Raw genomic sequence first — 24,996 nt, forward strand, 5'->3', positions numbered from 1 at the left:
TAGTAAATCGCGCCGTCCGACGGCATCCGGGGCAAGCCGGTATCATGCAAGGTCCGGCCTCGGTGGCCGGTTTTTGTTTTTCATGGACCCCGCACCGCCCCACCCCCAAGCCCTGGTCGAACTGCGCGACGTCACCTTCGGGTACGGCGAGCGCGCGGTGCTGTCGGGCGTGTCCTTTGCCGTCCCGCGCGGCCGGGTCACGGCGGTGATGGGCGCCTCGGGCGGCGGCAAGACCACGGTGCTGCGCCTGATCGGTGGCCAGCAGCGCGCGCAGCAGGGCGCCGTGCTGTTCGACGGCCAGGACGTGGGCCGCATGGACGAGCCCGCGCTGTACGCCGCGCGCCGGCGCATGGGCATGCTGTTTCAGTTCGGCGCGCTGTTCACCGACCTGTCGGTGCTGGACAACGTGGCCTTTCCGCTGCGCGAGCAAACCGACCTGTCCGAGGAGCTGATCCGCGACATCGTGCTGATGAAGCTGGACGCCGTCGGCCTGCGCGGCGCGCGCGATCTGATGCCGGCGCAGATTTCGGGCGGCATGGCGCGGCGCGTGGCGCTGGCGCGCGCCATCGCGCACGACCCGGAGCTGGTGATGTACGACGAGCCCTTCGCCGGGCTGGATCCGATCTCGATGAACACCGCCGCGCGGCTGATCCGCCAGCTCAACGACGCGCTGGGCATCACCAGCGTGGTGGTGTCGCACGACGTGGCCGAGACCTTCGCCATTGCCGACCAGGTGGTGATCCTGGCCGACGGCGGCGTGGCCGCCAGCGGCACGCCGGCCGAGTTGCGCGCCAGCAGCAACGCCCTGGTGCGCCAGTTCATCGGCGCCACCCAGGACGGGCCGGTGCGCTTTCATTACCCGGGGCCGACGGTGGAAGAAGACTTCGACGCCGAGGTGGCGCGATGAGCTGGTGGCGCCCGTCCGACGTCGGCTTCGCGGTGCGCTCGCGCCTGGCCGCCATGGGGCAGGGGGCGCGCTTTTTCGGCCGCCTGCTGGCGCTGCTGGGGCCCACGCTGCGGCGCTTTTCGCTGGTGCGCGACCAGATTCACTTCTTGGGCAACTACTCGCTGGCCATCATCGCGGTGTCGGGGCTGTTCGTCGGCTTCGTGCTGGCGCTGCAGGGCTACAACATCCTGCAGCGCTACGGCTCGTCCGAGGCGGTGGGCCTGATGGTGGCGCTGTCGCTGCTGCGCGAGCTGGGGCCGGTGGTCACGGCGCTGCTGTTTGCCGGGCGCGCGGGCACCTCGCTCACGGCCGAGATCGGCCTGATGAAGGCGGGCGAGCAGCTGTCGGCGATGGAGATGATGGCGATCGACCCGATGCGCCGCATCGTGGCGCCGCGCTTTTGGGCCGGCGTGATCACCATGCCGCTGCTGACGGCGGTGTTCAACGCGGTCGGCGTGCTGGGCGGCTGGGTGGTCAGCGTGTGGATGATCGGCGTCGATCCGGGCGCCTTCTGGAGCCAGATGCAGGGCGGCGTGGACGTGTGGGCCGACCTGGGCAACGGCGTGCTCAAGAGCGTGGTGTTCGGCGTCGCCGTCACCTTCGTGGCGCTGCTGCAGGGCTACGAGTCCAAGCCCACGGCCGAGGGCGTGTCGCGTGCCACCACGCGCACGGTGGTGATGGCCTCACTGGCGGTGCTGGGGCTGGACTTTGTCCTGACCGCGCTGATGTTCAGTTATTGAAATGACCCACCCCCAGTCTCCACACGCTGCGCGTTGTTGCGCCTCCCCCCTGCGAGGGGGCGCACCCGGTGGCCGGGGACACCCCGGCCACGGCTGCCCTGGCGCGGCCTGCTCCGCGGCCCTCGGGCTCTTTGGGTTTCGTGCGTTGCCGATCGGACAGCAGTCAGAGGCAATCAATATTTCATTTCGTGACGTTCAATCGGGGAAGGTACGCCATCATGGGACGCAGTAAGAATGACGTCTGGGTCGGCCTGTTCGTGATGCTGGGGCTGGCAGCGCTGGTGTTTCTGGCACTGCAGTCGGCCAACCTGTTGTCGCTGAGCTGGCAGTCCACCTATCGGGTGACGGCGCATTTCGACAACATCGGCGGCCTCAAGCCCAAGGCGGCGGTCAAGAGCGCCGGCGTGGTGGTCGGGCGGGTGGCCTCGATCGGTTTCGACGACGAGCGCTTTCAGGCGCAGGTGGCACTCGACATGGACACGCGCTACAAGTTTCCCAGCGACAGCTCGCTCAAGATCCTGACCAGCGGCCTGCTGGGCGAGCAGTACGTGGGCATCGAGGCGGGCGCGTCGGACACCAACCTGAAGGCTGGCGATAATGTCAGCAACACGCAGTCGGCGGTGGTGCTGGAGAACCTGATCAGCCAGTTTCTCTACAACAGCGCGGCCAGCGGCAGCTCTTCCGAGGCGGGTGGCAAGCCGGCGCCCGGCAAGGGCAAATAGACGGTTCAAGAGTGAGGGCCGGCACGCCAAACCTCGGTGCGCGCCGGCAGATGGGCAGATTTCAAACATGACATTCAACACAGCGACGGCCCTGCGCCGCTTGGGTGCGGCGGCGGGTTTGCTGGCCGCCCTGCTGCTGGCCGGCTGCGCCACCGTGGCGCACCCCGACCCGCGCGACCCGTGGGAGAGCTACAACCGCGCCATGACCAGCTTCAACGACGGCGTGGACAAGGCGGTGATCAAGCCGGTGGCCACCGTCTACAAGGAGGTGCTGCCCAGCCCGGTGCACACCGGCGTGGGCAACTTCTTCGGCAACCTGGGCGACGTCTGGTCCTTCGTCAACAACGTGCTGCAGGCCAAGCCCGAGGGCGCGCTGCATTCGTTCTGGCGCGTGGTGGTCAACACCACCATCGGCATCGGCGGCCTGTTCGATCCGGCCACCGAGATGCACCTGGTGCGCCACCGCGAGGACTTTGGCCAGACGCTGGGCTACTGGGGCGCCGACTCCGGCCCTTACCTGGTGCTGCCCCTGCTGGGCCCGTCCACCCTGCGCGACACCATCGCCCTGCCGGTCGACTACCTGGGCCGCCCGCAGGGGCAGATCAACGACGTGCCGGTGCGCAATTCGCTCACGGTGCTGGAGGCGGTCGACACGCGCGCGCGCCTGCTGGGGGTGGAGCAGCTGCTGAACCAGGCCGCGCTGGACCCCTACAGCTTCCAGCGCGACGCCTTCCTGCAAAAGCGCCGCAACGACGTGCGCGACGGCGAGCCGGTCGACGAGGAGCGCTACGACCTCGACGAGCCGCCCGCCAGCGCGCCGCCCGCCACGCCCGCCCAATAAGGGGGCGCGGCGCGTGCAACGCCTTGTCACCCCGCGCCCGGGTGCCCGGTTTATGCTTGACCGATCCGCCCTGCGTGGCGCCCGACGATACCGACGATGAACATGAGCCTGACCGAACGCCGCCGTTTCCTGCAATCTTCCGCCGCCGCCCTGGCGCTGCTGGCGGGCGCGAGCGGCGCCTGGGCCGCCGACGAGGCGCCCGACGCCATGATCGGCCGCCTGTCCAACGAGGTGCTGGCCCTCATCCGCAGCGACAAGGCGCTGCAGAACGGCGACATCGACCGCGTGATCAGCGTGGTCGACAGCAAGATCATGCCCAACGTCAACTTCGTGCGCATGACCGCTTCGGCCACCGGCCCGGCCTGGCGCCGCGCCACGCCCGAGCAGCGCCAGCAGCTGCAGACCGCCTTCAAGGTGCTGCTGGTGCGCACCTACGCCGGTGCGCTCAAGCAGGTCAGCGACCAGAAGGTCGAGGTCAAGCCGCTGCGCGCCGGCGCCGACGACAAGGAGGTGACGGTGCGCACCGAGGTGATCGGCCGGGGCGACCCGATCGAGTTGGACTACCGGCTGGAGCGCACGCCCGGCCAGGGCGCGGGCTGGAAGATCTACGACCTGAACGTGCTGGGCGTGTGGCTGGTGGCCAACTACCGCTCGCAGTTCGCCGAGCAGATCAACAAGTCGGGCATCGACGGCCTGATCAAGGCGCTGGACGAGCGCAACCAGGCCAACGCCACGGCCTCTGCCGACAAGCGCTAACCATGCTGGTGCTGCCGGCCGAATTGACCCACGTGCAGGCCCGCGCCGCGCTGGCGATGCTGCGCCAGGCGGCGGCGGTCGAGCCCGGCCCCGAGGTGGTGGTCGACGCCACCGCGCTGGAGCGCTTCGATTCGTCCGCCCTGGCCGTGCTGCTGGGCCTGCGCCGCAGCTGCCGCCACGCCGGCCACACCCTGGCCGTGCGCGGCCTGGCGCCGCGGCTGCGCACCCTGGCCGGCCTGTACGGCGTGGGCGCCTTGTTGCCCGAGGCCGCAACCCCGGTCTGAAAACCCCCAAAATCGTACAATCGAGGGCTTCATGCCCGCGATCAGCTTTCAATCGGTTTCCAAGGTCTACGCCAGCACCGGGAAACACGCCCCACCCCCGTTCAAGGCCCTCGACGACGTCAGCTTCGACATCGAGGAGGGCGAGTTCTTTGGCCTGCTGGGCCCCAACGGCGCCGGCAAGACAACCCTGATTTCCATCCTGGCCGGCCTGGCGCGCGCCAGCGGTGGGCGCGTGCTGGTGCATGGCTACGACGTGCAGAAGGACTTCGTGGCGGCGCGCCGGCACCTGGGCATCGTGCCGCAGGAGCTGGTGTTCGACCCCTTTTTCACCGTGCGCGAGGCGCTGCGCTTTCAGGCCGGCTACTTCGGCCTGCGCCACAGCGACGACTGGATCGACGAGCTGCTCGACGGCCTGGGCCTGTCCGACAAGGCCGGCGCCAACATGCGCCAGCTGTCGGGCGGCATGAAGCGGCGCGTGCTGGTGGGCCTGGCGCTGGTGCACAAGCCGCCCGTCATCGTGCTAGACGAGCCCACCGCCGGCGTCGACGTCGAGCTGCGCCAGACCCTGTGGCAGTTCATCTCCAACCTCAGCCGGCGCGGCCACACCGTGCTGCTGACCACGCACTACCTGGAGGAGGCCGAGGCGCTGTGCCAGCGCATCGCCATGCTCAAGCTGGGGCGCGTGATCGCGCTGGACCGCACCAGCGCGCTGCTGGCCAAGGCAGCGGCCAAGGTGCTGCACTTCAAGACCGACGACGCCCTGCCGCCCGCGCTGGCGGCGCAGGCGCGCGTCACCGGGCGCATCGTCGAGCTGCCCGCGCCCATGGCGGCCGAGGTGGAGCACCACCTGGCCGCGCTGCGCGAGGCCGGCGTGCGCATCGAGGACCTCGAAATCCGCAAGGCCGACCTGGAGGACGTGTTCATCCAGCTGATGAGCGGCCCGGCCCCGGCGGCGGTGCCGGCACTGGAGCATGCGCAATGAGCACCGAACAGGCCATCACCCCCGCCGCGCACCCCGGCGCCCCCCACCTGCACGCCCTGCCGGCCCCCGAGGACGGCTGGAAGATGCTGCTGACCAAGGAGGTGCTGCGCTTTTGGCGCGTCGCCACCCAGACCATCGCCGCGCCGGTGCTGACCAGCGTGCTGTATTTGCTGATCTTCGGCCACGTGCTGCAGGGGCGCGTGCAGGTTTATCCGGGCGTGGGCTACGTGGCCTTCCTGGTGCCCGGCCTGGTGATGATGAGCGTGCTGCAGAACGCCTTTGCCAACAGCGCCTCCAGCCTGGTGCAAAGCAAGATCATGGGCAACCTGGTGTTCCTGCTGCTGACGCCGCTGAACGCTTGGCACTGGTTCATCGCCTACGTCGGCGCCGCCGTGCTGCGCGGGCTGATGGTGGGCGTGGGCGTGTACCTGGTCACCCTGTGGTATGCGCCGCCGCAGGCCGCGGCACTGGGCTGGATCCTTGCCTTTGCCGTGCTGGGCGCGCTGCTGATGGGCGTGCTGGGCCTGCTGGCCGGGCTGTGGGCCGACAAGTTCGACCAGATGGCGGTGTTCCAGAACTTCATCGTCATGCCCATGACCTTTCTGGCCGGTGTGTTCTACTCCATTCACACCCTGCCCGCCGTGTGGCAGACGGTGAGCCGCTTCAACCCGTTCTTCTACATGATCGACGGCTTTCGCTACGGCTTCTTCGGCGTCAGCGACGTCTCGCCCTGGTTCAGCCTGGGCGTGGCGGTGGTCAGCGTGCTGGCGGTGTCGGCGCTGACGCTGCACCTGCTGAAGACCGGCTACAAACTCAGAAACTGACCCTCATGGACGCTGAACAAATCCAACAGATCATCGCCGCCGGCCTGCCCTGCGAGCACCTGCAGGTGGAGGGCGACGGCCGCCACTGGTTCGCCGTCATCGTCTCGCCGCGGTTCGAGGGCCAGCGCACCATCGCGCGCCACCAGCTGGTCTACGCCACGCTGGAAAGCCAGATGCAGTCCGAGGCGGTGCACGCGCTGTCCATGCGCACCTTCACGCCCGCCGAATGGGCGGCGCAGGGCCAGTAATACTATATATTTGATAGCTGATGGCGCTTGATTGACGGGCGCTGGAGGCCGATTTGACTGAAGAATAACGGTCACGATGGATCAATTGCTCATCCACGGCGGACGCCCGCTTTCGGGCACGGTGACGATCTCGGGCGCCAAGAACGCCGCCCTGCCCGAAATGTGCGCGGCGCTGCTGACGAGCGAGCCGGTGCAGCTCACCAACGTGCCGCGCCTGCACGACGTGCGCACCATGCGCCGCCTGCTCGAGCACATGGGCGTGCTCGTCGAAACCCATGGCGAGCGCGGCGGCATGGGCTTTGCCGCGCCCGACACGCTCGAGCCCGAGGCGCCCTACGAGCTGGTCAAGACCATGCGCGCCTCGGTGCTGGTGCTGGGGCCGCTGTTGGCGCGCTTCGGCCGCGCGCGGGTGTCGCTGCCCGGCGGTTGCGCCATCGGCTCGCGCCCGGTCGACCAGCACATCAAGGGCCTGCAGGCCATGGGCGCCGAGATCACCGTCGAGCACGGCTACATGGAGGCGCGCCTGCCGGCCGGCCGCACGCGCCTCACCGGCGCGCGCATCACCACCGACATGGTCACCGTCACCGGCACCGAGAACCTGCTGATGGCCGCCTGCCTGGCCGAGGGCGAGACGGTACTCGAAAACGCCGCGCAGGAGCCCGAGGTGAGCGACCTGGCCGAGCTGCTCATCAAGATGGGCGCGCGCATTGAGGGCCAAGGCTCCAGCCACATCCGCGTGCAGGGCGTCGATCGCCTGCACGGCTGCACGCACCGCGTGGTGGCCGACCGCATCGAGGCCGGCACCTTCCTGTGCGCGGTGGCCGCCTGTGGCGGCCAGGCGCTGCTGCGGCACGCGCGCGCCGACCACCTGGAGGCGGTGATCGACAAGCTGCGCGACGCCGGCGTGCAGGTCACGGCCGAGGCCGATGGCCTCCGCGTGGCCAGCGGCGGCGGCGCCCGGCTGAAGGCGCAGGGCTTTCGCACCATGGAGTACCCGGGTTTCCCGACCGACATGCAGGCGCAGTTCATGACGCTGAACCTGGTGGCGCAGGGCACGGTGAGCGTGACCGAGACCATCTTCGAGAACCGCTTCATGCACGTCAACGAGCTGATGCGCCTGGGCGCCGAGATCATGGTCGACGGCCGCGTCGCCACCGTGGCCGGCGGCGCCCGCCTGTCGGGCGCGCGCGTGATGGCGACCGACCTGCGCGCTTCGGCCAGCCTGGTCATCGCCGGCCTGGTGGCCGAGGGCGAGACCGTGGTCGACCGCATCTACCACCTGGACCGCGGCTACGACCAGATGGAAGAAAAGCTGCGCGGCCTGGGCGCCGACATCGAGAGGGTCGCCGCATGATCACGCTTGAAACACAGGAGGCGCAATCGTGATCACGCTTGAAAAAAAGGAGACGCAATCGTGATCACGCTTGCTTTGTCCAAGGGCCGCATCTTCGATGAAACCCTGCCGCTGCTGGCGGCCGCCGGCATCACGGTGACGGAGGACCCGGAAACCTCGCGCAAGCTCATCCTGGCCACCAACCGGCCCGAGGTGCGCGTGGTGCTGGTGCGCGCCACCGACGTGCCGACCTATGTCGAATACGGCGGCGCCGACCTGGGCGTGACCGGGCTGGACACGCTGATCGAACACGGCGGCGCGGGCCTGTATCAGCCGCTGGACTTGCGCATCGCGCGCTGCCACATGGCGGTGGCGGCGCCCGAGGGCTTCGACTACGCCAGCGCCGTGCGCCAGGGCAGCCGCATCACCGTGGCCACCAAGTACCCGACCATCGCGCGGCGCTTTTTTGCCGACAAGGGCGTGCACGTGGACCTGGTCAAGCTGTACGGCAGCATGGAGCTGGCGCCGCTCACCGGCCTGGCCGAGGCCATCGTCGACCTGGTCAGCACCGGCAAGACGCTGGCGGCCAACCACCTGGTCGAAGTCGAGCACATCATGGACATCAGCTCGCGCCTGGTGGTCAACCAGGCGGCGCTCAAGCTCAAGACCGCGGCCATGCGCCCCATCATCGACGCCTTTGCGGCCGCGGTGTCGCCGGAGGTGGTATGAATTTGGTAGCTGCTCCCGCCCGCCTGTCAACGGCCGAGGCCGATTTCGATCAAAAATTCCAGCAGCGCCTGCACTGGAGCGCCGAGCAGGACGCCGCCATCGAGGAGCGCGTGGCCGCCATCCTGGCCGACGTGCGCGCGCGCGGCGACGCGGCGGTGCTGGAGTACACCGCGCGCTTCGACGGTGTGCAGGCCGCCAGCATGGGCGCGCTGCAGCTCAAGGCCGACGAGCTGGCCGCCGCCTTCGACGGCCTGCCCGCCGAGCAGCGCCAGGCGCTGCAGGCCGCGGCCGGTCGCATCCGCCGCTTTCACGAGTGGCAAAAGACCCAGGGCGGCGAGACCGCCATGTACCGCGACGAGGACGGCACCCTGCTGGGCCAGAAGGTGACGCCGCTGGACCGCGTGGGCATTTACGTGCCCGGCGGCAAGGCCGCCTACCCCAGCAGCGTGCTGATGAACGCCATCCCCGCGCACGTGGCCGGCGTGCGCGAGATCATCATGGTGGTGCCCACGCCGGCCCGCAGGGACGGCTCGTCGAAGGACTCGAAGGGTGACAAGAACCCGCTGGTGCTGGCCGCCGCCCACGTGGCCGGCGTCACGCGTGCCTTCACCGTCGGCGGCGCGCAGGCCGTGGCGGCGCTGGCCTACGGCACCGCCGCCATTCCCAAGGTCGACAAGATCACCGGTCCCGGCAACGCCTACGTGGCCAGCGCCAAGAAGCGCGTGTTCGGCACCGTGGGCATCGACATGATCGCCGGCCCGAGCGAAATCCTGGTGCTGGCCGACGGCAGCACGCCGCCCGACTGGGTGGCGATGGACCTGTTCAGCCAGGCCGAGCACGACGAGCTGGCGCAGGCCATCCTGCTTTGCCCCGACGCCGACTACATCGAGCAGGTGCAGGCGGCCATGAACCGCCTGCTGCCCACGCTGGCGCGCGCGCCGATCATTGCCGCCAGCCTGGCCGGCCGCGGCGCGCTCATCCACACGCGCAGCATGGAAGAGGCCTGCACGCTGGCCAACCGCATCGCGCCCGAGCACCTGGAGATCGCCAGCCGCACGCCCCAGCGCTGGGAGCCGCTGCTGCGCCACGCCGGCGCGATCTTCCTGGGCGCCTACACCAGCGAAAGCCTGGGCGACTACTGCGCCGGCCCCAACCACGTGCTGCCCACCAGCGGCACGGCGCGCTTCTCCTCGCCGCTGTCGGTGTACGACTTTCAAAAGCGCAGCAGCCTGATCGAAGTCAGCGAGGCCGGCGCGCAGCAGATCGGCCGCATCGCCAGCGTGCTGGCGCATGGCGAGGGCCTGCAGGCGCACGCGCGCGCGGCCGAGCTGCGCCTGAAGCCCTGACGGCGCGCTGCGCCTGGCCCGCCCTCAGCAGGAGGGGGTCGGCTGAACTGTCTACGGCCTTTCGGCGGGCCGGCGGGCATTGACGCGGGCGATGAATCGGGTACCGTGCCCTTCTTCCCACGACGGAGCCCTGTCATGAACATCGCCGATCGCGCCAAGGCCATCTTGCTCAACCCCCGCCCCACCTGGGGCCTGATCGAGGCCGAACCGGCCACGCCGGCCGGGCTGTACAAGGGCTACCTGATGTGGCTGGCCGCCATTCCGGCGGTTTGCGGCTTCATCGGCATGTCGCTGATCGGCGTGGGCGGCTTCGGCTTCACGGTGCGGCTGTCGCCGTTGGCGGGGCTGGGCAACGCGGTGCTGTCCTACGTGCTGAGCCTGGTGGGCATCTACGTGCTGTCGCTGATCGCCAACGCGCTGGCGCCGCGCTTCGGCGGGGTGCAAAGCCCCATCCAGGCGCTCAAGCTGACGGTGTACGCCAGCACGGCCGCGCTGGTGGGCGGCGTGTTCAGCCTGCTGCCCATGCTGTCCATGCTGGGGCTGCTGGCGGCGCTGTACTCGATCTACCTGATCTACACCGGGCTGCCGGTGCTGATGAAAAACCCGCCCGAAAAATCGGCGGTCTACACCCTGGTGCTGATCGTGGCGTCGATCGTGCTGGGCGTGGTCTTCGGCGCGCTGCTGGCGCTGTTTCGGCCGCACCACCCGATGATGGGCGGCGGGGTGTCGATCACCACGCCGCAGGGCAAGGTCGCCATCGACTCGGCGGCGCTGGCGGCCGCCGGCAAGAAGATGGAGGAGGCCACGCGCCAGATGGAGCAGGCGCAAAAGAGCGGCAACCCGGCCAGCGCCGCCGCGGCCGCCGGGCAGGCCGCGGCGGTGGCCATGGGCGCGCTGGGTGGCGCGCAGGGCAGCGTCGACGTGCAGGCGCTCAAGGCCGCGCTGCCCGATCAGCTGGCGGGCCTGCCGCGCACGGCGCTGGAGGTGCAGAACAACCAGGCCATGGGCGTCAGCATGGGCCAGGCGCAGGCCGAGTACGGCCGCGGCGACAAGCATCTGCGCGCCGAGATCATCGACATGGGCGGCCTGTCGGGCCTGGCGCAGATGGCCGGCCTGGTGCAGGGCGAGAAGGAAAGCGACGGCCGCATAGAAAAAACCTGGCAGGCGGGCGGACGCACCCTGCACGAGGACTACCGCAAGGACGGCAGCGAGGCCGACGCCAAGACCATCCTGAAGAACGGCCTGGTGGTGAGCGTGGAAGGCCGCGGCGTGCCCATCGACGGCGTGCGCGGCGCCATGGGCCAGCTCGACCTGGCGGCGCTGGAGGGGCTGCAGCGCCAGAAACCCTAGCGCTTGGGTTGGCAACACGAATTTCGTGCAACACGAAATTCGTGTAGACTGGTGAGCATGAAGAACCTCACCATCACCGTCGAGGAAAGCGTGCTCGAATGGGCGCGCATCGAGGCGGCCAAGCGCGGCAGCAGCGTGTCGCGCATGGTGGGCGAGTTGCTGGCCGAGAAGATGCGTCAGGAAGACGCTTACGCGCAGGCCATGCGCGAGGCCTTGCGCTTCGAATCCTGGGGCGTGAGCGACGGGCCTTACCTGAGCCGCGACGAGATGTATGAGCGCGCTCGTTTTCGTTGACACCAACGTCTTTCTCTACACCGTGGACGAGCGCGATCTGCCCAAGCAGGCGCGCGCGCGCGAGTGGGTTCGCTGGTGCTGGACGCGGCAGAGCGGGCGCATCAGCACCCAGGTGCTCAACGAGTTCTACAACAATGCCATCACCAAGTTTCGCGCCGTGATGCCGGTGCAGCAGGCGCGCGCGCAGGTGCGCAACCTGCGCCAGTGGCAGCCGCCGCACCTGGACACCTACGTGATCGACGGTGCCTGGGCGTTGCAGGACCGCTATGCGCTCAGCTACTGGGACGCGCTGATCGTGTCCTCGGCCCAGCAGCAGGGTTGCCGCTTTCTGCTGAGCGAGGACCTGCAGCACCAGCAGCGCTTCGAGACCGTGCAGGTGCTCAACCCGTTTCGAACCGGCCCGGACGACTTGCCCCCGGGCCAGGAAGACTGACATGAACGCTCCGATTTCCTCCGCTACCCCCAAGCCCCTGGCCCGCATCCGCCACGACGTGCAGGGCATGCACGCCTATGCGGTGCAGGATTCGCGCGGGCTGATCAAGCTCGACGCGATGGAAAACCCGCACCGGCTGTCGCCCGCGCTGCAGGCCGAACTGGGCGCGCGGCTGGGCCAGGTGGCCGTCAACCGCTATCCCGGCGAGCGCATCGATGCGCTGAAGACCGCGCTGTGGGGCCACGCACAGCCGCCGGCGGACTGGTCGCTGATGCTGGGCAACGGCTCGGACGAGCTGATCAGCCTGCTGGCGCTGGCCTGCGACCTGCCGGGCGCGTCCATCCTGGCGCCGCTGCCCGGCTTCGTCATGTACGCGATGAGCGCGCAGCTGCAGGGCCTGGCCTTTCACGGCGTGCCGCTCACGGCCGACTTCGAGCTGGATGAAGCGGCCATGCTGGCGGCGATCGCCCGGCACCGCCCGGCCATCGTCTACCTGGCCTACCCCAACAACCCCACCGGCACGCTGTGGGACGAGGGCGCCATCGCCCGCATCATCGCCGCGCAGGGCGCGGCCGGCGGCCTGGTGGTGATGGACGAGGCCTACCAGCCCTTTGCCGCGCGCAGCTGGATCGAGAACGTGCGCGCCGCGCCAGCGCAGCACCGCCACGTGCTGATCCTGCGCACGCTCAGCAAGTACGGCCTGGCGGGCGTGCGCATCGGCTACCTGCTGGGCGAGGCCACGCTGATGGCCGAGCTGGACAAGGTGCGCCCGCCCTACAACGTGAGCGTGCTGAACGCCGAATGCGCGCTGTTCGCGCTCGGACATTCCGATGTTTTTGCCGCGCAAGCCCAGGACATTCGTGCGCAACGCGCTCTGCTTTTTGAAGCGCTGGCCCGGCTGCCCGGGGTGCACGCCTTTCCCAGCCAGGCCAACATGATCCTGCTGCGCGTGCCCGATGCCAACAAGGCCTTCGAGGGCATGCGCGCGCGCGGGGTGCTGGTCAAAAACGTTTCTAAAATGCATGCTCTGCTGGCCCAGTGCCTGCGCCTGACGGTGGGCACCGCCGACGAGAACGCGCAGATGCTGGCCGCCCTGCAAGCCGCCCTATGACGACCCCAGCCCGCACCGCCGAGGTTTCGCGCGACACCGCCGAAACGAAGATTCATGTCCGCCTCGACCTGGACGGCAGCGGCCGTTCCCGGCTGGCCACCGGCATCGGCTTTTTCGACCACATGCTCGACCAGATCGCGCGCCACGGCCTGATCGACCTCGACATCGAGGCCAAAGGCGACCTGCACATCGACGGCCACCACACGGTGGAAGACGTGGGCATCGCCCTGGGCCAGGCGGTGCGCCAGGCGGTGGGCGACAAGGCCGGCCTCACGCGCTACGGCCACAGCTACGTGCCGCTGGACGAGGCGCTGTCGCGCGTGGTGGTCGACTTTTCGGGCCGCCCCGGCCTGGTGCTGGACGCGCGCTTTTCCAGCGGCATGATCGGCGGCCTGGACACCCAGCTGGTGCACGAGTTCTTCCAGGGCTTCGTCAATCACGCCCACGTCACGCTGCACATCGACAACCTCAAGGGCGTCAACGCGCACCACCAGGTCGAGACCATCTTCAAGGCCTTCGGCCGCGCGCTGCGCATGGCGCTCGCGCCCGACCCGCGCGCGGCCGGGCAAATCCCGTCCACCAAAGGGGTTCTATAAGCCAAATCGGGCCCCAGCCCGCGTCCAGCAAGCGCGAGCAGCTATGAATTCAAGAGTCAACCAAACCGTTGCCGTGGTCGACTACGGCATGGGCAACCTGCGCTCGGTGGCGCAGGCCGTGATGCACGCCACGCAGGACACCCACGTCAACGCCGTCATCACCTCCGATGCGGCCCAGGTGCGCGCCGCGCACCGCGTGGTGCTGCCCGGCCAGGGCGCGATCGCCGACTGCATGCGCGAGCTGCGCGAGTCGGGCCTGCTCGAATCGGTGCTGCAGGCGGCGGCCAGCAAGCCGCTGTTCGGTGTCTGCGTGGGCATGCAGATGCTGCTGGACCACAGCGCCGAAGGCCCCACGGCGGCCGGAACCAAGGGCCTGGGCCTGATTGCCGGCGAGGTGCTGCGCTTCGAGCTGGCCGGCCAGCACGCACCCGACGGCAGCCGCTACAAGGTGCCGCAGATGGGCTGGAACCGGGTGTTCCACAGCCGCCCGCACCCGGTGTGGGGCGCGCAGGCCGACGGCCAGTGGTTCTACTTCGTGCACAGCTTTTATGCCCGGCCGAAGGCGGCGGCGCACGGCGCCGGCGAGACCGAATACGGCGTGCGTTTTGCCTCGGCCATCGCACGCGATAATATTTTTGCCACGCAGTTTCACCCCGAAAAGAGCGCGGCGCAGGGCCTGCAGCTGTATCGCAACTTCCTGCACTGGGACCCCTGATCGGCGGTCACTCTTTTTTTCATAGCATCTCGCGCAAGCACATCAAGCGCAACCAGTCATTTTCTCTCTCAACCGATCATGCTGCTGATTCCCGCGATCGACCTCAAGGACGGCCATTGCGTGCGCCTCAAGCAAGGCGACATGGCCCAGGCCACCACCTTCAGCGAAGCCCCGGCCGAGATGGCCGCGCACTGGCTGGACCAGGGCGCGCGCCGCCTGCACCTGGTGGACCTGAACGGCGCCTTTGCCGGCAAGCCGCAAAACCTGGGCGCCATCAAGGCCATCCTGAAGGAAGTGGGGGACGACATCCCGGTGCAACTGGGCGGCGGCATTCGCGATCTGGACACGATCGAGAAATACATCGACGCCGGCATGCGCTACGTCATCATCGGCACCGCGGCCGTCAAGAACCCCGGCTTTCTGAAGGACGCCTGCAGCGCCTTCGGCGGCCACATCATCGTCGGCCTGGACGCCAAGGACGGCAAGGTCGCCACCGATGGCTGGAGCAAGCTCACGGGCCACGCGGTGGTCGATCTGGCGCGCAAGTTCGAGGACTGGGGCGTCGAGTCCATCGTCTACACCGACATCGGGCGCGACGGCATGCTCTCGGGCATCAACGTCGAGGCCACCGTCAAGCTGGCGCAGGCGCTGTCCATCCCGGTGATCGCCTCCGGCGGGCTGTCCGGCATGGCCGACATCGAGGCCCTGTGCGCGGTCGAAGGCGAGGGCGTCGAGGGCGTCATCTGCGGGCGCGCCATTTATTCCGGCGACCTGGACTTCGCCGCGGCGCAAGAGCGCGCCGACGAGTTGGGCGACACCGCCTAGGCGAGTCGGCACATCTTCTAGAACGATGGTGAATTCCGAGCAACGTGCAGCTTGGCCGCCTGACCCGCGGTTGAATCAGCGCAGCCGCGACCTTGCCAAAGACGTGGAGACTTCTATTGATCTTTCTGAAGGGCTACTTGAGCCGCTGTTTTCGGGCTCTCGTCGCCTCTCGAGTGTGCTTAGCCACGACGACCTCGAGCGTTTACTTGGGAGGCACCTACTGAATGGGTTTCGGAGTTTGGCGAGAAGCGCGCTGGGGCAAGCTCCCAGTCTTACCAAAGACAGCTTGGCAGCGGCGTTGATCCTGCAGCATGGTGCCGACCTGTTTGCGAACAAGTCGCTTCGCGATATTGTGGCCAAGCGGATTGGGATTAACAGCCCTGCTCGTTGGCACGCGGGAAAAGCTGCCGCGCTGAGCTTTGCGAGATTGGCGGGATTCGATGAGTCGTTCGCAGGTTCGCCGGCTGGCCGAACGCCAGACGACGTCGAGTGGTTCAATGGCCGTACTGCGCTACCGGCACTGACCGATTTCCAGCATGAAGTGCTCGAAAAATGTCAATCGTCGCTAGCGCCCGGCCGAAAACATCCGCGGGTGATTGCAACCTTGCCCACGGGTGGCGGCAAGACGCGCGTGGCAAGTGAATACGTCACGCGCTACTTGAGTCGCCCGCAAACAGGCGCCGTTCGACCTGTTGTCTTGTGGATCGCTCACACAGAGGAACTACTGGAGCAGGCAGTTGAGGCTTTGCGCCAAGTTTGGAGTGAGACTTCGGGCGCTCCGGTCTTGCGGCTGGATCGGCGTTTTGGGCAGTTTGGTCGGGGCGACGGGGTAGATGATGAACTCCTCGGGGCGCACGATGACCCTCAGATTTTGGTCGCGACGCCGCAGCGATTAGAGAACGATTTCAAGAGATGGCAGCAAACGTTCGGCCAAACGTTTGAGTCATGGTGCGATCGCATTGATCTCATGGTCATTGATGAAGCGCACAGGGCGGCAGCACCGCAGTATCGACGTTTGATCGAGTACTTTGAATCGCGATCTCGGATGCATGAACGGCCCGAGCCGCGTGTTTTGGGGTTGACTGCTACACCATTTCGTGCCGAATACCTGAGAAGCATTCCTGAACTAGGTACGCGCGAGTTGTTCACACTTTTTCGGCGTATTGTGGAACCAAATGAATCTCTGGGAGAAAATCCCCGCGAAGTACTGCAGACACGTCAAGTTCTAGCCAATCCTATCGAGGTCAAATTCGAGACCCGAAAAAATCTTCGTGTTTCTGACCTATTGGCGCCCAAGTCGGAGCTTAGCGAGACCACGCTGCTGGAATCCATTGACCGACGGCTGATGCAGTTGGCTGATGATGCTCCGCGTCGCTCGACTGTGTTCAAGGAGCTTCTCAAAATTGCACGCGAGCCGAACAGTCGAATTCTGTATTTCGGCCCAAGCGTGACCGATGCCTCAATTGTTGCGTTCATGTTGAGAGCGCAGGGCATACCTGCTGCTTTCATCTCAGGTAGTTCACGTCGGTCCGAACGACGCCGGATCGTGTCGGAGTTTCGTGACGGCGTGACGCGGGTTCTGTGCAACTGTGAAGTTTTGACTACCGGTTTCGATGCTCCGCTGGTCACTCACGTCGTTATCGCGCGGCCTACCGTGAGTCACGTCTTGTTTGAGCAGATGGTGGGACGTGGGCTGCGGGGGCCAAAGTTTGGTGGGACCGAAATCTGCCACGTGATTTACTTTGTTGACCGCTTGGACATTGAATTTCCACGGCTTGGTTTTCGGGCGTGGAGAGCTATTTGGGGGCTGGAAGAGGTCGCTGAATGTGCGAATCCAGATATCTCGCCGCCTATTTTTTGATCATCCTTTTTACGTCCTACCATTCATGCTGGCAAAACGCATCATCCCCTGCCTGGACGTGACCGGCGGTCGCGTGGTCAAGGGCGTCAATTTTGTCGAGCTGCGCGACGCGGGCGACCCGGTGGAGATCGCCGCGCGCTACAACGAGCAGGGCGCCGACGAGCTGACCTTCCTGGACATCACCGCCACCAGCGACGGGCGCGATCTGATCCTGCCCATCATCGAGGCGGTGGCCAGCCAGGTCTTCATCCCGCTCACCGTGGGCGGCGGCGTGCGCACCGTGGCCGACGTGCGCCGGCTGCTCAACGCCGGGGCCGACAAGACCAGCTTCAACTCGGCCGCCATCGCCGACCCGCAGGTGATCCGCGACGCCTCGGGCAAGTACGGCGCGCAGTGCATCGTGGTGGCCATCGACGCGCGCCGGCGCACGGGCGGCGAGCTGGCCGCGCGCGGCGCCGGCTGGGACGTCTACAGCCACGGCGGGCGCAAGAACACCGGCCTCGACGCCGTGGCCTGGGCGCGCCAGATGGCCGACTATGGCGCCGGCGAGATTTTGCTGACCAGCATGGACCGCGACGGCACCCAGATCGGCTTCGACCTGGAGTTGACGCGCGCCGTGAGCGACGCCGTCGACGTGCCGGTGATCGCCTCGGGCGGCGTGGGCACGCTCGATCACCTGGCCGACGGCATCCAGACCGGCGGCGCCGACGCCGTGCTGGCCGCCAGCATCTTTCACTACGGCACCTTCACCATCGCGCAGGCCAAGCAGCATCTGGCCGGGCGCGGCATCCCGGTGCGCTTGTAGCTTGCAGCTTGCACGCGCGCCATGGCCAGTTTCATTTCCAGGAGATTCTTTTGACCACCCAAAGCCTTGAAGATTTCATGGGCGCCATCCAGCGCCGCGACCCCGGCCAGCCCGAGTTTCTGCAGGCCGTGCGCGAGGTCGTGATCTCGCTGTGGCCCTTTCTCGAAAAGAACCCCAAGTACCGCGAATACGGCGTGCTCGAGCGCCTGTGCGAGCCCGACCGCGCGATCCAGTTTCGCGTGACGTGGGTGGACGACAAGGGTCAGACGCAGGTCAACCGCGCCTTTCGCGTGCAGCACAACATGGCGGTCGGCCCCTACAAGGGCGGCATGCGCTTTCACCCCAGCGTGAACCTGTCGATCCTGAAGTTCCTGGGCTTCGAGCAGACCTTCAAGAACGCGCTGACCACGCTGCCCATGGGCGGCGGCAAGGGCGGCAGCGACTTCGACCCCAAGGGCAAGAGCGACGGCGAGGTGATGCGCTTTTGCCAGTCGCTGATGTGCGAGCTGTACCGCCACCTGGGCGCCGACACCGACGTGCCCGCGGGCGACATGGGCGTGGGTGCGCGCGAGGTCGGCTTCATGGCCGGCATGATGAAAAAGCTGGCCAACAACGCCAGCAGCGTGTTCACCGGCAAGGGCATCGCCTTTGGCGGCAGCCTGATGCGCCCCGAGGCCACGGGCTACGGCACCGTGTACTTCGCGCAGGAGATGCTGCGGCGCAAGCAGCTGGGCTTCGACGGTCGCACGGTCAGCATCTCGGGCGCGGGCAACGTGGCGCAGTACGCGGCCGAGAAGGCGCTGGAGCTGGGCGCCAAGGTGGTCACGCTGTCCGACTCGGGCGGCACCCTGGTGCACGACCACGGCATCAGCCACGGCCTGCTGCAGGACCTGATGGAGTTCAAGAACGTGCAGCGTGGCCGGCTGGCCGATTTCTGCAAGAAGAACAAGCTGAAGTTCGAGCCCGGCAAGCGCCCCTGGCACGTGCCGGTGGACATCGCGCTGCCCTGCGCCACGCAAAACGAGCTGGAAGCGGGCGATGCCAGGACGCTGATCACCAATGGCGTGGTCTGCGTGGCCGAGGGCGCCAACATGCCCAGCACGCTGGAGGCGGTGGACGCCTTTCTGGCCGCCGGCACGCTGTATGCGCCGGGCAAGGCCAGCAACGCCGGCGGCGTGGCCACCTCGGGCCTGGAGATGAGCCAGAACGCCATGCGCCTGTCCTGGTCGCACAGCGACGTCGACCTGCGCCTGCACGAGATCATGAAGGACATCCACGGCAACTGCGTGCGCCATGGCGAGCGCAAGGACGGCACCGTGAACTACGTCGAAGGCGCCAACATCGCCGCGTTCGTCAAGATCGCCGACGCCATGCTGGCCCAGGGCGTGTATTGACCACCCCCGTTGCTGCACTCGCTGCGCGATGTTGCGCCTCCCCCCTCGAGGGGGCGCCGCCTGCGGCCCGGCAAAGCCGGTTCCGCGGCGGCTGCTGGCAGGGCCTGCTCCGCGGCCGTTCGACGCGTTCTTGATCGAGCGCCGCCGACGCGTAGAGGTTTTCAAGTCAAACCGGGCGCTGATGCCCGTTGATCAAGCGCGAATAGCTATTTATTTAATAGTAAATTCCGCAGCACCGACAACGCTTGGTGAATCGCGCACAATCCCTGCATGAACTGGTTGGACGAAGTCAAGTGGGACGCGCAGGGCCTGGTGCCGGTGATCGCGCAGGAGGCCGGCTCGGGCGACGTGCTGATGTTCGCCTGGATGAGCCGCGAGGCGCTGGCCAAGACGGCCGAGCTGGGCCGCGCGGTGTACTTCAGCCGCTCGCGCCAGCGCCTGTGGTTCAAGGGCGAGGAATCGGGCCACGTGCAGCAGGTGCACGAGATCCGCATCGACTGCGACCAGGACGTGGTGCTGCTCAAGGTGACGCAGCTGGGGCACGATCCCGGCATTGCCTGCCACACCGGGCGTCACAGCTGTTTCTTCAGCGTGCTGAAAGACGGCGTCTGGACGGCCGTCGATCCGGTCTTGAAAGACCCCGAATCCATCTATAAATAGGGGCCATGTCGCAACAAGACGTCCTGGCGCGCCTGAGCGCCGTCATCGAAAGCCGCAAGCCGGCCGCCGGGGGCAACCCCGACACCAGCTATGTCGCGCGCCTGCTGCACAAGGGGCCCGACGCCTTTCTCAAGAAGATCGGCGAGGAGGCCACCGAGGTGGTGATGGCGGCCAAGGACGCCGAGCATGGCGGTGCGCCCGAAAAAATCGTGGCCGAGATGGCCGACCTGTGGTTTCATGGCATGGTGGCGCTGGCGCATTTCGGCCTGTCGTCGGCCGACGTGGTGGCCGAGCTGGCGCGCCGCGAAGGCTTGTCGGGCATCGAGGAAAAGGCGCTGCGCAAGGTGCGCGAGCGCGAGCAGAGCGAGTCCACGCACGGAGGTCCCCACGCATGAGCAACAACGACATCATCGACGTCGAGCCCAAGGGCCAGACGCAGGCCGACAACCTGCGCATCTGGGGCTGGGTCAGCTACATCCTGCACCTGGTGGTGGCGGTGGGCGCGGTGTTTCCGGGCGCGCAGCCCAGCATCGCCCTGCTGCTGGTGGCGCTGATCATCGACCTGGTCAAGAAGGACGAGGCCGCCGGCACCTGGCAGGCCAGCCATTTCAGCTGGCGCATCCGCTCGGTGCTGTGGGCCGGCTTCTGGTATGTGCTGACCGCGCCGCTGTGGCTGCTGTTCGCGCTGCCGGGCTGGATCGCCTGGGTCCTCATCTCGATCTGGTTCCTGTACCGCATCGTCAAGGGCATGGTGCGCATGAACGCCGGCCAGGCCGTCGATGCCTGAGGCCGCGCGCACCGGCGCCGCCAAGGCCGGCGAGGCGCCGCGCTCGGTCGACCTGGCGCTGCAGGGCGGCGGCTCGCACGGCGCCTTCACCTGGGGCGTGCTGGACGCGCTGCTGGAGGACGGCCGCATCGTGCCCGATGGCGTCAGCGGCACCAGCGCCGGCGCCATGAACGCCGTGGTGCTGGCCCACGGGCTGGCACGCGCGCGCCACGACGGCCTGAAGGGCCAGGACGTACACGAGGCCGGGCGCAAGGCGCTCAAGCGCTTCTGGGAAAACGTGGGCCTGCTGGGCAACTTCAGCACCGGGCTGCCGCTGCCGGCGGCGCAGGCGGTGGCGTCCTGGTTTTCGCAATGGATCTCGCCGGCGCAGGCCAACCCGCTGGGGGTCAACCCGCTGCGGCGCCTGCTGCTCGACCAGGTCGATTTCGAGCTGCTGGACACGCCGCAGGCCATGAAGGTCTTCGTCTGCGCCACCAACGTGCGCACCGGTGTCGGCGAGGTGTTCAGCGGCAAGCGCCTGACGGTGGACGCGGTGATGGCCTCGGCCTGCCTGCCCACCATGTTCAAGCCGGTCGAGATCGAGGGCGAGCTGTACTGGGACGGCGGCTATTCGGGCAACCCGGCGCTCTACCCGCTGATCTACAACACGCGCAGCAACGACGTGGTGCTGGTGCAGATCAACCCGGTGGCCGTGCCCTTCAAGGCCGACGCCAACGCGCAGGACATCATGGAGCGCGTCAACGAGATCACCTTCAACGCGCCGCTGCTGGCCGAGTTTCGCGCCATCGAGTTCGTTGCCCGCCTGCTCGACGAGGGCCGGCTGGACCCGGGTCGCTACAAGAAGATGCTGCTGCACCGGGTGGACGGCGGCGCGGCGCTGCACGGCTACGGCTCGGCCAGCAAGATGCGCGCCGACATCGTCTTTCTGCACCAGCTGTTCGAGATCGGCCGCCGCATGGGCCAGCGCTGGATCAAGACGCACTTTCGCAATCTGGGCGTGCGCGGCACCGCCATCGATTCCCCCTGACCGCCCCGACCGGAGAACGCGCATGAGCGGCGCCACACCCCACGACCCCGACTGCATCTTCTGCAAGATCGTTGCCGGGCAGATTCCCTCGCGCAAGGTCTACGAGGACGAGGAGCTGTTCGCCTTCCACGACATCGCGCCCTGGGCGCCGGTGCACTTTCTCATCATCCCCAAGGCGCACATCGGCTCCATGATGAGCGTGGGCCCCGAGCACGAGCGCCTGCTGGGCCGCATGATGGCGCTGGCCCCCCGGCTGGCGATGGAGCAGGGCTGCAACCCCTATCCGGCGGGCGGCTTTCGCCTGGTGGTCAACACCGGGGCCGAGGCTGGGCAGGAGGTGCATCACCTGCACCTGCACGTGATCGGCGGGCCGCGCCCCTGGCTCAAGGGTTGATCCCCATCCGGCTGCCGGAACCGCCTGCGCGCCCCGCAGTCTAAAATTCACATCAACGCGCCGCTTTCGCCCGGTGCAAGGAGTATCACCATGGGTTCGTTTTCCATCTGGCATTGGCTGATCGTGTTGCTGATCGTGGTCATGATTTTCGGCACCAAGAAGCTGAAAAACATGGGCACCGACCTGGGCAGTGCGGTCAAGGGCTTCAAGGACGGCATGAAGGACGGTGCGACCGACGCGCCCGCCGCCGATGCGCCGGCGGGCCAGGTCACCAACGCCACCGCGCACAAGGACACCATCGACGTCGAGGCCAAGGAAAAGAGCTGATCGGCAGCTTGGGCGGGACGTTGATTCGTGCTTGATCTCGGCATCTCCAAAATGGCCCTGATCGGTGCCGTGGCACTGATCGTCATCGGCCCCGAGAAACTGCCGCGCGTGGCCCGCACGGTGGGCACGCTGCTGGGCAAGGCGCAGCGCTACGTGGCCGACGTCAAGGCCGAGGTCAACCAGGCGATGGACCTGGACGAGTTGCGCAAGATGAAGGAGACGGTCGAATCGGCCGGGCGCGACGTCGAGAAGGGCATCCGCGAGACCACGGCCAACTTCGAGAAAGACTGGAACGAGGCCACCGCCGGCCTGAGCCACCCCGACGACCCGCTGCCCGACGGCGGCTGGACGCCGCCGCCCGAATACCGCCGCCCCGACAAGAACTGGCGCCTCAAGCGCGGCGCCACCCCGCAGTGGTACAAGGCGCGCCACGGCGTGCGCCGCCAGGTGCAGTCGGGCGCGGCACGCGTGGCGCGCTTTCGTCCCAAGAAAACCAATCGCTGAGCCTTTCTGGCGGCGCCGGGCCCGGGCGCTGCCACTTCCTGAACGACCCTCGGGCCCCGCATGACCGACTCGACCCAAAAGCCAGACCCCGAAGACGAACTCGCCGGCACCGAGCAGCCCTTCGTCGCCCACCTGATGGAACTGCGCGACCGGCTGATCAAGTCCATCGTCGCGGTCGGCATCGTCGCCGTCGCGCTGGCCATCTACCCGGGCCCCGGCCATCTGTACGACCTGCTGGCTGCGCCGCTGATCGCCCACCTGCCGCACGGCGCCACGCTGATCGCCACCTCGGTCATTTCGCCCTTCATGGTGCCGCTGAAGATCCTGCTGATGGCCGCCTTCATGATCGCGCTGCCGGTGGTGCTCTACCAGGTCTGGGCCTTCGTCGCGCCGGGGCTGTATTCGCACGAGCGGCGCATGGTGCTGCCGCTGGTGGTCTCCAGCACCCTGCTGTTCTTTGCCGGCGTGGCGTTCTGCTACTTCCTGGTGTTCGGCCGCGTGTTCGCCTTCATCCAGAGCTTCGCGCCCAAGAGCATCACGGCGGCGCCGGACATCGAGGCTTATCTCAGCTTCGTGCTGACCATGTTCCTGGCCTTCGGCCTGGCCTTCGAGGTGCCGATCGCGGTGGTGGTGCTGGCGCGCCTGGGCGTGGTGAGCGTGGAGCAGCTCAAGCACTTTCGCGGCTACTTCATCGTGCTGGCCTTCGTGGTGGCGGCCATCGTCACGCCGCCGGACGTGGTGTCGCAGCTGTCGCTGGCCATTCCCATGTGCCTGCTGTACGAGGTGGGCATCTGGGCGGCGCGCGCCTTCATCAAGAACACCAGCGCGCCGGCGGACGAGGCCGAGACGGCCGGCTCCTGAGCGGCGCGCGGATTTTCAAGCCAGATCGGACTGTAGCGCGCTCCAGTCAAGCGCGAGCAGCTATCAATTAAATAGTATTCAGCGCTGTGGCTGCGCGCGCGGGCGCGGCCGCTGCACCGGCGTCACGGTGGCCTGGCTGGTTTCGCCGCGGCGCAGCAGGGTGAAGGCCACGGGCTGGCCCGGCACCAGGGCGGCGATGCGGCTCAAGAGCTCGGACACGGTGCGCACCGGCTGGCCCGCCACCTCGCTGATCACGTCGCCCGGCCGGATGCCGGCCAGCGCGGCCGGGGCGCCGCCCAGCACGCCGGTCACGATCACGCCCTGGCCGGTGGCCACGCCGAAGGTCTGCGCCAGCTCGGGCGTCAGCTCGCCGGGCTCGACGCCGATCCAGCCGCGCACCACCTGGCCGTTCTTGATGATGCTTTCCAGCACCTGCTTGGCGGTGTCCACCGGAATGGCGAAGCCGATGCCCAGGCTGCCGCCGGTGCGCGAGTAGATGGCGGTGTTGACGCCCATCAGGTTGCCCTCGACGTCGACCAGCGCGCCGCCCGAGTTGCCGGGGTTGATGGCGGCGTCGGTCTGGATGAAGTTCTCGAAGGTGTTGATGCCCAGCTGGTTGCGCCCCAGCGCGCTGACGATGCCGCTGGTCACCGTCTGGCCGACGCCGAAGGGGTTGCCGATGGCCAGCACGCGGTCGCCCACCTGCAGCTGGTCGGAGTTGCCCAGCACCATCACCGGCAGCTTGTCCAGCCCGATCTTGAGCACCGCCAGGTCGCTTTCCGGGTCGGTGCCGATCACCTTGGCCGGCGCGCTGCGGCCGTCGGCCAGCACCACCTCGATGGCGTCGGCGCCCTCGACCACGTGGTTGTTGGTCAGGATGTAGCCCTCGGGGCTCATGATCACGCCCGAGCCCAGGCCGTTTTGCTGCTGCTCGGCGCCGCGGTCGCCGAAGAAAAAGCGAAACCAGGGGTCGTTGCTTTGCGGGTTGTGCGTGGTGGTGCTGGTGTTGATGCTGACCACCGCCGGCGCCGCGCGCCGCACGGCCGCGTTCAGGCTGCCCGGCGCCGTCACGCCCACCGGCGTCTCGGGCGCCTGCAGGATCGAGATGGTGCCCAGGCTGCCCGCCATCGGTCCCGCGCGGCCCAGCCACTGCGGCTTGAGCGTGAGCACCACGAAGAAGGCGGCCAGCAGCACGGTCACCACTTGCGCGAACAGGAGCCACAGACGTTTCATGGCCGCCATTGTGGGGCATGGCCGCGGGCCGCCACGCCGATCTGCACAAGCTGGGGCACCATGGCCGA

General features: G+C 67.7%; 31 protein-coding genes. 30 read left to right on the plus strand and 1 reads right to left on the minus strand.

Translation table 11 applies throughout. From position 1 onward, the window contains the following. The first annotated feature begins 82 nt into the window (after positions 1-82). The 30 genes from ACWHMB_RS03765 to tatC all read left to right on the plus strand — a co-directional run bounded on the left by ACWHMB_RS03765 (position 83) and on the right by tatC (position 23,695). Positions 83-907, plus strand: a complete 825-nt coding sequence (locus tag ACWHMB_RS03765) for an ABC transporter ATP-binding protein (protein ID WP_377482422.1) — start codon at positions 83-85, stop codon at positions 905-907. After that, on the plus strand, positions 904-1,686 hold the full coding sequence (gene mlaE / locus ACWHMB_RS03770; protein ID WP_293221067.1) for a lipid asymmetry maintenance ABC transporter permease subunit MlaE: 783 nt from the start codon (positions 904-906) through the stop codon (positions 1,684-1,686). Before ACWHMB_RS03765 ends, mlaE begins: the two co-directional genes overlap by 4 nt. A gap of 218 nt (positions 1,687-1,904) precedes the next feature. Beyond that, entirely contained in the window at positions 1,905-2,408 is a 504-nt protein-coding gene (gene mlaD, locus ACWHMB_RS03775) for an outer membrane lipid asymmetry maintenance protein MlaD (protein WP_293221069.1), read from the plus strand. Between the two features lie 67 nt (positions 2,409-2,475). Beyond that, positions 2,476-3,249 carry an MlaA family lipoprotein gene (locus tag ACWHMB_RS03780; protein WP_377482424.1) on the plus strand — a complete coding sequence of 258 codons (774 nt, stop codon included), beginning with the start codon at positions 2,476-2,478 and terminating at the stop codon, positions 3,247-3,249. A 96-nt stretch (positions 3,250-3,345) separates the two neighbouring features. Further along, on the plus strand, positions 3,346-4,005 hold the full coding sequence (locus tag ACWHMB_RS03785; RefSeq protein ID WP_293221073.1) for an MlaC/ttg2D family ABC transporter substrate-binding protein: 660 nt from the start codon (positions 3,346-3,348) through the stop codon (positions 4,003-4,005). Positions 4,006-4,007: 2 nt separating this feature from the next. Further along, the gene (locus ACWHMB_RS03790; RefSeq protein ID WP_293221075.1) at positions 4,008-4,289 is read left to right on the plus strand and encodes an STAS domain-containing protein; all 282 of its coding nucleotides are present in this window, start codon (positions 4,008-4,010) and stop codon (positions 4,287-4,289) included. Between the two features lie 31 nt (positions 4,290-4,320). Beyond that, positions 4,321-5,271, plus strand: coding sequence for an ABC transporter ATP-binding protein (locus ACWHMB_RS03795; RefSeq protein ID WP_293221077.1), 951 nt, complete (start codon positions 4,321-4,323; stop codon positions 5,269-5,271). A gap of 83 nt (positions 5,272-5,354) precedes the next feature. Continuing rightward, a complete protein-coding gene (locus ACWHMB_RS03800) occupies positions 5,355-6,095 on the plus strand; it encodes an ABC transporter permease (protein ID WP_293221096.1) in 741 nt (246 codons plus the stop codon). A gap of 5 nt (positions 6,096-6,100) precedes the next feature. Continuing rightward, positions 6,101-6,343, plus strand: coding sequence for a BolA family protein (locus tag ACWHMB_RS03805; RefSeq protein ID WP_293221079.1), 243 nt, complete (start codon positions 6,101-6,103; stop codon positions 6,341-6,343). A 76-nt stretch (positions 6,344-6,419) separates the two neighbouring features. Beyond that, the gene (murA, locus tag ACWHMB_RS03810) at positions 6,420-7,697 is read left to right on the plus strand and encodes a UDP-N-acetylglucosamine 1-carboxyvinyltransferase (protein ID WP_293221081.1); all 1,278 of its coding nucleotides are present in this window, start codon (positions 6,420-6,422) and stop codon (positions 7,695-7,697) included. A gap of 60 nt (positions 7,698-7,757) precedes the next feature. Beyond that, positions 7,758-8,405: an ATP phosphoribosyltransferase gene (gene hisG / locus ACWHMB_RS03815; protein ID WP_377482427.1), complete on the plus strand. Its 648-nt coding sequence runs from the start codon at positions 7,758-7,760 to the stop codon at positions 8,403-8,405. Beyond that, entirely contained in the window at positions 8,402-9,751 is a 1,350-nt protein-coding gene (gene hisD / locus ACWHMB_RS03820) for a histidinol dehydrogenase (protein ID WP_293221085.1), read from the plus strand. The genes hisG and hisD overlap by 4 nt, the downstream gene beginning before the upstream one ends. Positions 9,752-9,886: 135 nt before the next feature. After that, a complete protein-coding gene (locus ACWHMB_RS03825; protein WP_377482429.1) occupies positions 9,887-11,101 on the plus strand; it encodes a Yip1 family protein in 1,215 nt (404 codons plus the stop codon). Positions 11,102-11,158: 57 nt separating this feature from the next. Continuing rightward, on the plus strand, positions 11,159-11,395 hold the full coding sequence (locus tag ACWHMB_RS03830; RefSeq protein WP_293221089.1) for a DUF6364 family protein: 237 nt from the start codon (positions 11,159-11,161) through the stop codon (positions 11,393-11,395). Continuing rightward, the gene (locus tag ACWHMB_RS03835) at positions 11,373-11,828 is read left to right on the plus strand and encodes a PIN domain-containing protein (RefSeq protein ID WP_293221091.1); all 456 of its coding nucleotides are present in this window, start codon (positions 11,373-11,375) and stop codon (positions 11,826-11,828) included. Before ACWHMB_RS03830 ends, ACWHMB_RS03835 begins: the two co-directional genes overlap by 23 nt. A gap of 1 nt (position 11,829) precedes the next feature. Beyond that, on the plus strand, positions 11,830-12,939 hold the full coding sequence (hisC, locus tag ACWHMB_RS03840; RefSeq protein ID WP_293221092.1) for a histidinol-phosphate transaminase: 1,110 nt from the start codon (positions 11,830-11,832) through the stop codon (positions 12,937-12,939). Then, the gene (gene hisB / locus ACWHMB_RS03845; protein WP_377482432.1) at positions 12,936-13,535 is read left to right on the plus strand and encodes an imidazoleglycerol-phosphate dehydratase HisB; all 600 of its coding nucleotides are present in this window, start codon (positions 12,936-12,938) and stop codon (positions 13,533-13,535) included. Before hisC ends, hisB begins: the two co-directional genes overlap by 4 nt. A 43-nt stretch (positions 13,536-13,578) precedes the next feature. Continuing rightward, positions 13,579-14,250 (plus strand): imidazole glycerol phosphate synthase subunit HisH, encoded by a 672-nt coding sequence (gene hisH, locus ACWHMB_RS03850; RefSeq protein WP_377482434.1) that lies wholly within the window; start codon positions 13,579-13,581, stop codon positions 14,248-14,250. Positions 14,251-14,328: 78 nt separating this feature from the next. Then, positions 14,329-15,075 (plus strand): 1-(5-phosphoribosyl)-5-[(5-phosphoribosylamino)methylideneamino]imidazole-4-carboxamide isomerase, encoded by a 747-nt coding sequence (gene hisA, locus ACWHMB_RS03855; RefSeq protein ID WP_377482436.1) that lies wholly within the window; start codon positions 14,329-14,331, stop codon positions 15,073-15,075. A gap of 25 nt (positions 15,076-15,100) precedes the next feature. Next, complete coding sequence (locus ACWHMB_RS03860; RefSeq protein WP_377482438.1) at positions 15,101-16,936, plus strand: DEAD/DEAH box helicase; 1,836 nt, start codon at positions 15,101-15,103, stop codon at positions 16,934-16,936. Positions 16,937-16,961: 25 nt separating this feature from the next. After that, positions 16,962-17,741, plus strand: a complete 780-nt coding sequence (gene hisF / locus ACWHMB_RS03865) for an imidazole glycerol phosphate synthase subunit HisF (protein WP_377482440.1) — start codon at positions 16,962-16,964, stop codon at positions 17,739-17,741. A 50-nt stretch (positions 17,742-17,791) separates the two neighbouring features. Next, a complete protein-coding gene (gene gdhA / locus ACWHMB_RS03870; protein WP_377482442.1) occupies positions 17,792-19,135 on the plus strand; it encodes an NADP-specific glutamate dehydrogenase in 1,344 nt (447 codons plus the stop codon). Positions 19,136-19,405: 270 nt separating this feature from the next. Next, positions 19,406-19,795, plus strand: a complete 390-nt coding sequence (gene hisI, locus ACWHMB_RS03875) for a phosphoribosyl-AMP cyclohydrolase (protein ID WP_377482444.1) — start codon at positions 19,406-19,408, stop codon at positions 19,793-19,795. Positions 19,796-19,800: 5 nt separating this feature from the next. Continuing rightward, positions 19,801-20,190 carry a phosphoribosyl-ATP diphosphatase gene (locus ACWHMB_RS03880; RefSeq protein WP_377482446.1) on the plus strand — a complete coding sequence of 130 codons (390 nt, stop codon included), beginning with the start codon at positions 19,801-19,803 and terminating at the stop codon, positions 20,188-20,190. Continuing rightward, the gene (locus tag ACWHMB_RS03885) at positions 20,187-20,582 is read left to right on the plus strand and encodes a DUF4870 family protein (protein ID WP_377482448.1); all 396 of its coding nucleotides are present in this window, start codon (positions 20,187-20,189) and stop codon (positions 20,580-20,582) included. The genes ACWHMB_RS03880 and ACWHMB_RS03885 overlap by 4 nt, the downstream gene beginning before the upstream one ends. Then, the gene (locus tag ACWHMB_RS03890; protein ID WP_293219768.1) at positions 20,575-21,609 is read left to right on the plus strand and encodes a patatin-like phospholipase family protein; all 1,035 of its coding nucleotides are present in this window, start codon (positions 20,575-20,577) and stop codon (positions 21,607-21,609) included. Before ACWHMB_RS03885 ends, ACWHMB_RS03890 begins: the two co-directional genes overlap by 8 nt. Before the next feature lie 22 nt (positions 21,610-21,631). Then, positions 21,632-22,003: a histidine triad nucleotide-binding protein gene (locus ACWHMB_RS03895; RefSeq protein WP_293219771.1), complete on the plus strand. Its 372-nt coding sequence runs from the start codon at positions 21,632-21,634 to the stop codon at positions 22,001-22,003. A gap of 90 nt (positions 22,004-22,093) precedes the next feature. Continuing rightward, entirely contained in the window at positions 22,094-22,330 is a 237-nt protein-coding gene (gene tatA, locus ACWHMB_RS03900; RefSeq protein ID WP_293219774.1) for a Sec-independent protein translocase subunit TatA, read from the plus strand. 27 nt (positions 22,331-22,357) lie between these two features. Next, on the plus strand, positions 22,358-22,834 hold the full coding sequence (tatB, locus tag ACWHMB_RS03905; RefSeq protein WP_377482450.1) for a Sec-independent protein translocase protein TatB: 477 nt from the start codon (positions 22,358-22,360) through the stop codon (positions 22,832-22,834). Between the two features lie 60 nt (positions 22,835-22,894). Next, positions 22,895-23,695, plus strand: coding sequence for a twin-arginine translocase subunit TatC (gene tatC, locus ACWHMB_RS03910; RefSeq protein ID WP_377482452.1), 801 nt, complete (start codon positions 22,895-22,897; stop codon positions 23,693-23,695). Positions 23,696-23,773: 78 nt separating this feature from the next. Here tatC and ACWHMB_RS03915 read toward each other — a convergent pair whose 3' ends face one another. Continuing rightward, a complete protein-coding gene (locus ACWHMB_RS03915) occupies positions 23,774-24,928 on the minus strand; it encodes a S1C family serine protease (protein ID WP_377482454.1) in 1,155 nt (384 codons plus the stop codon). Between the last annotated feature and the right edge of the window lie 68 nt (positions 24,929-24,996).

Source organism: Ottowia pentelensis (genome assembly GCF_964341695.1).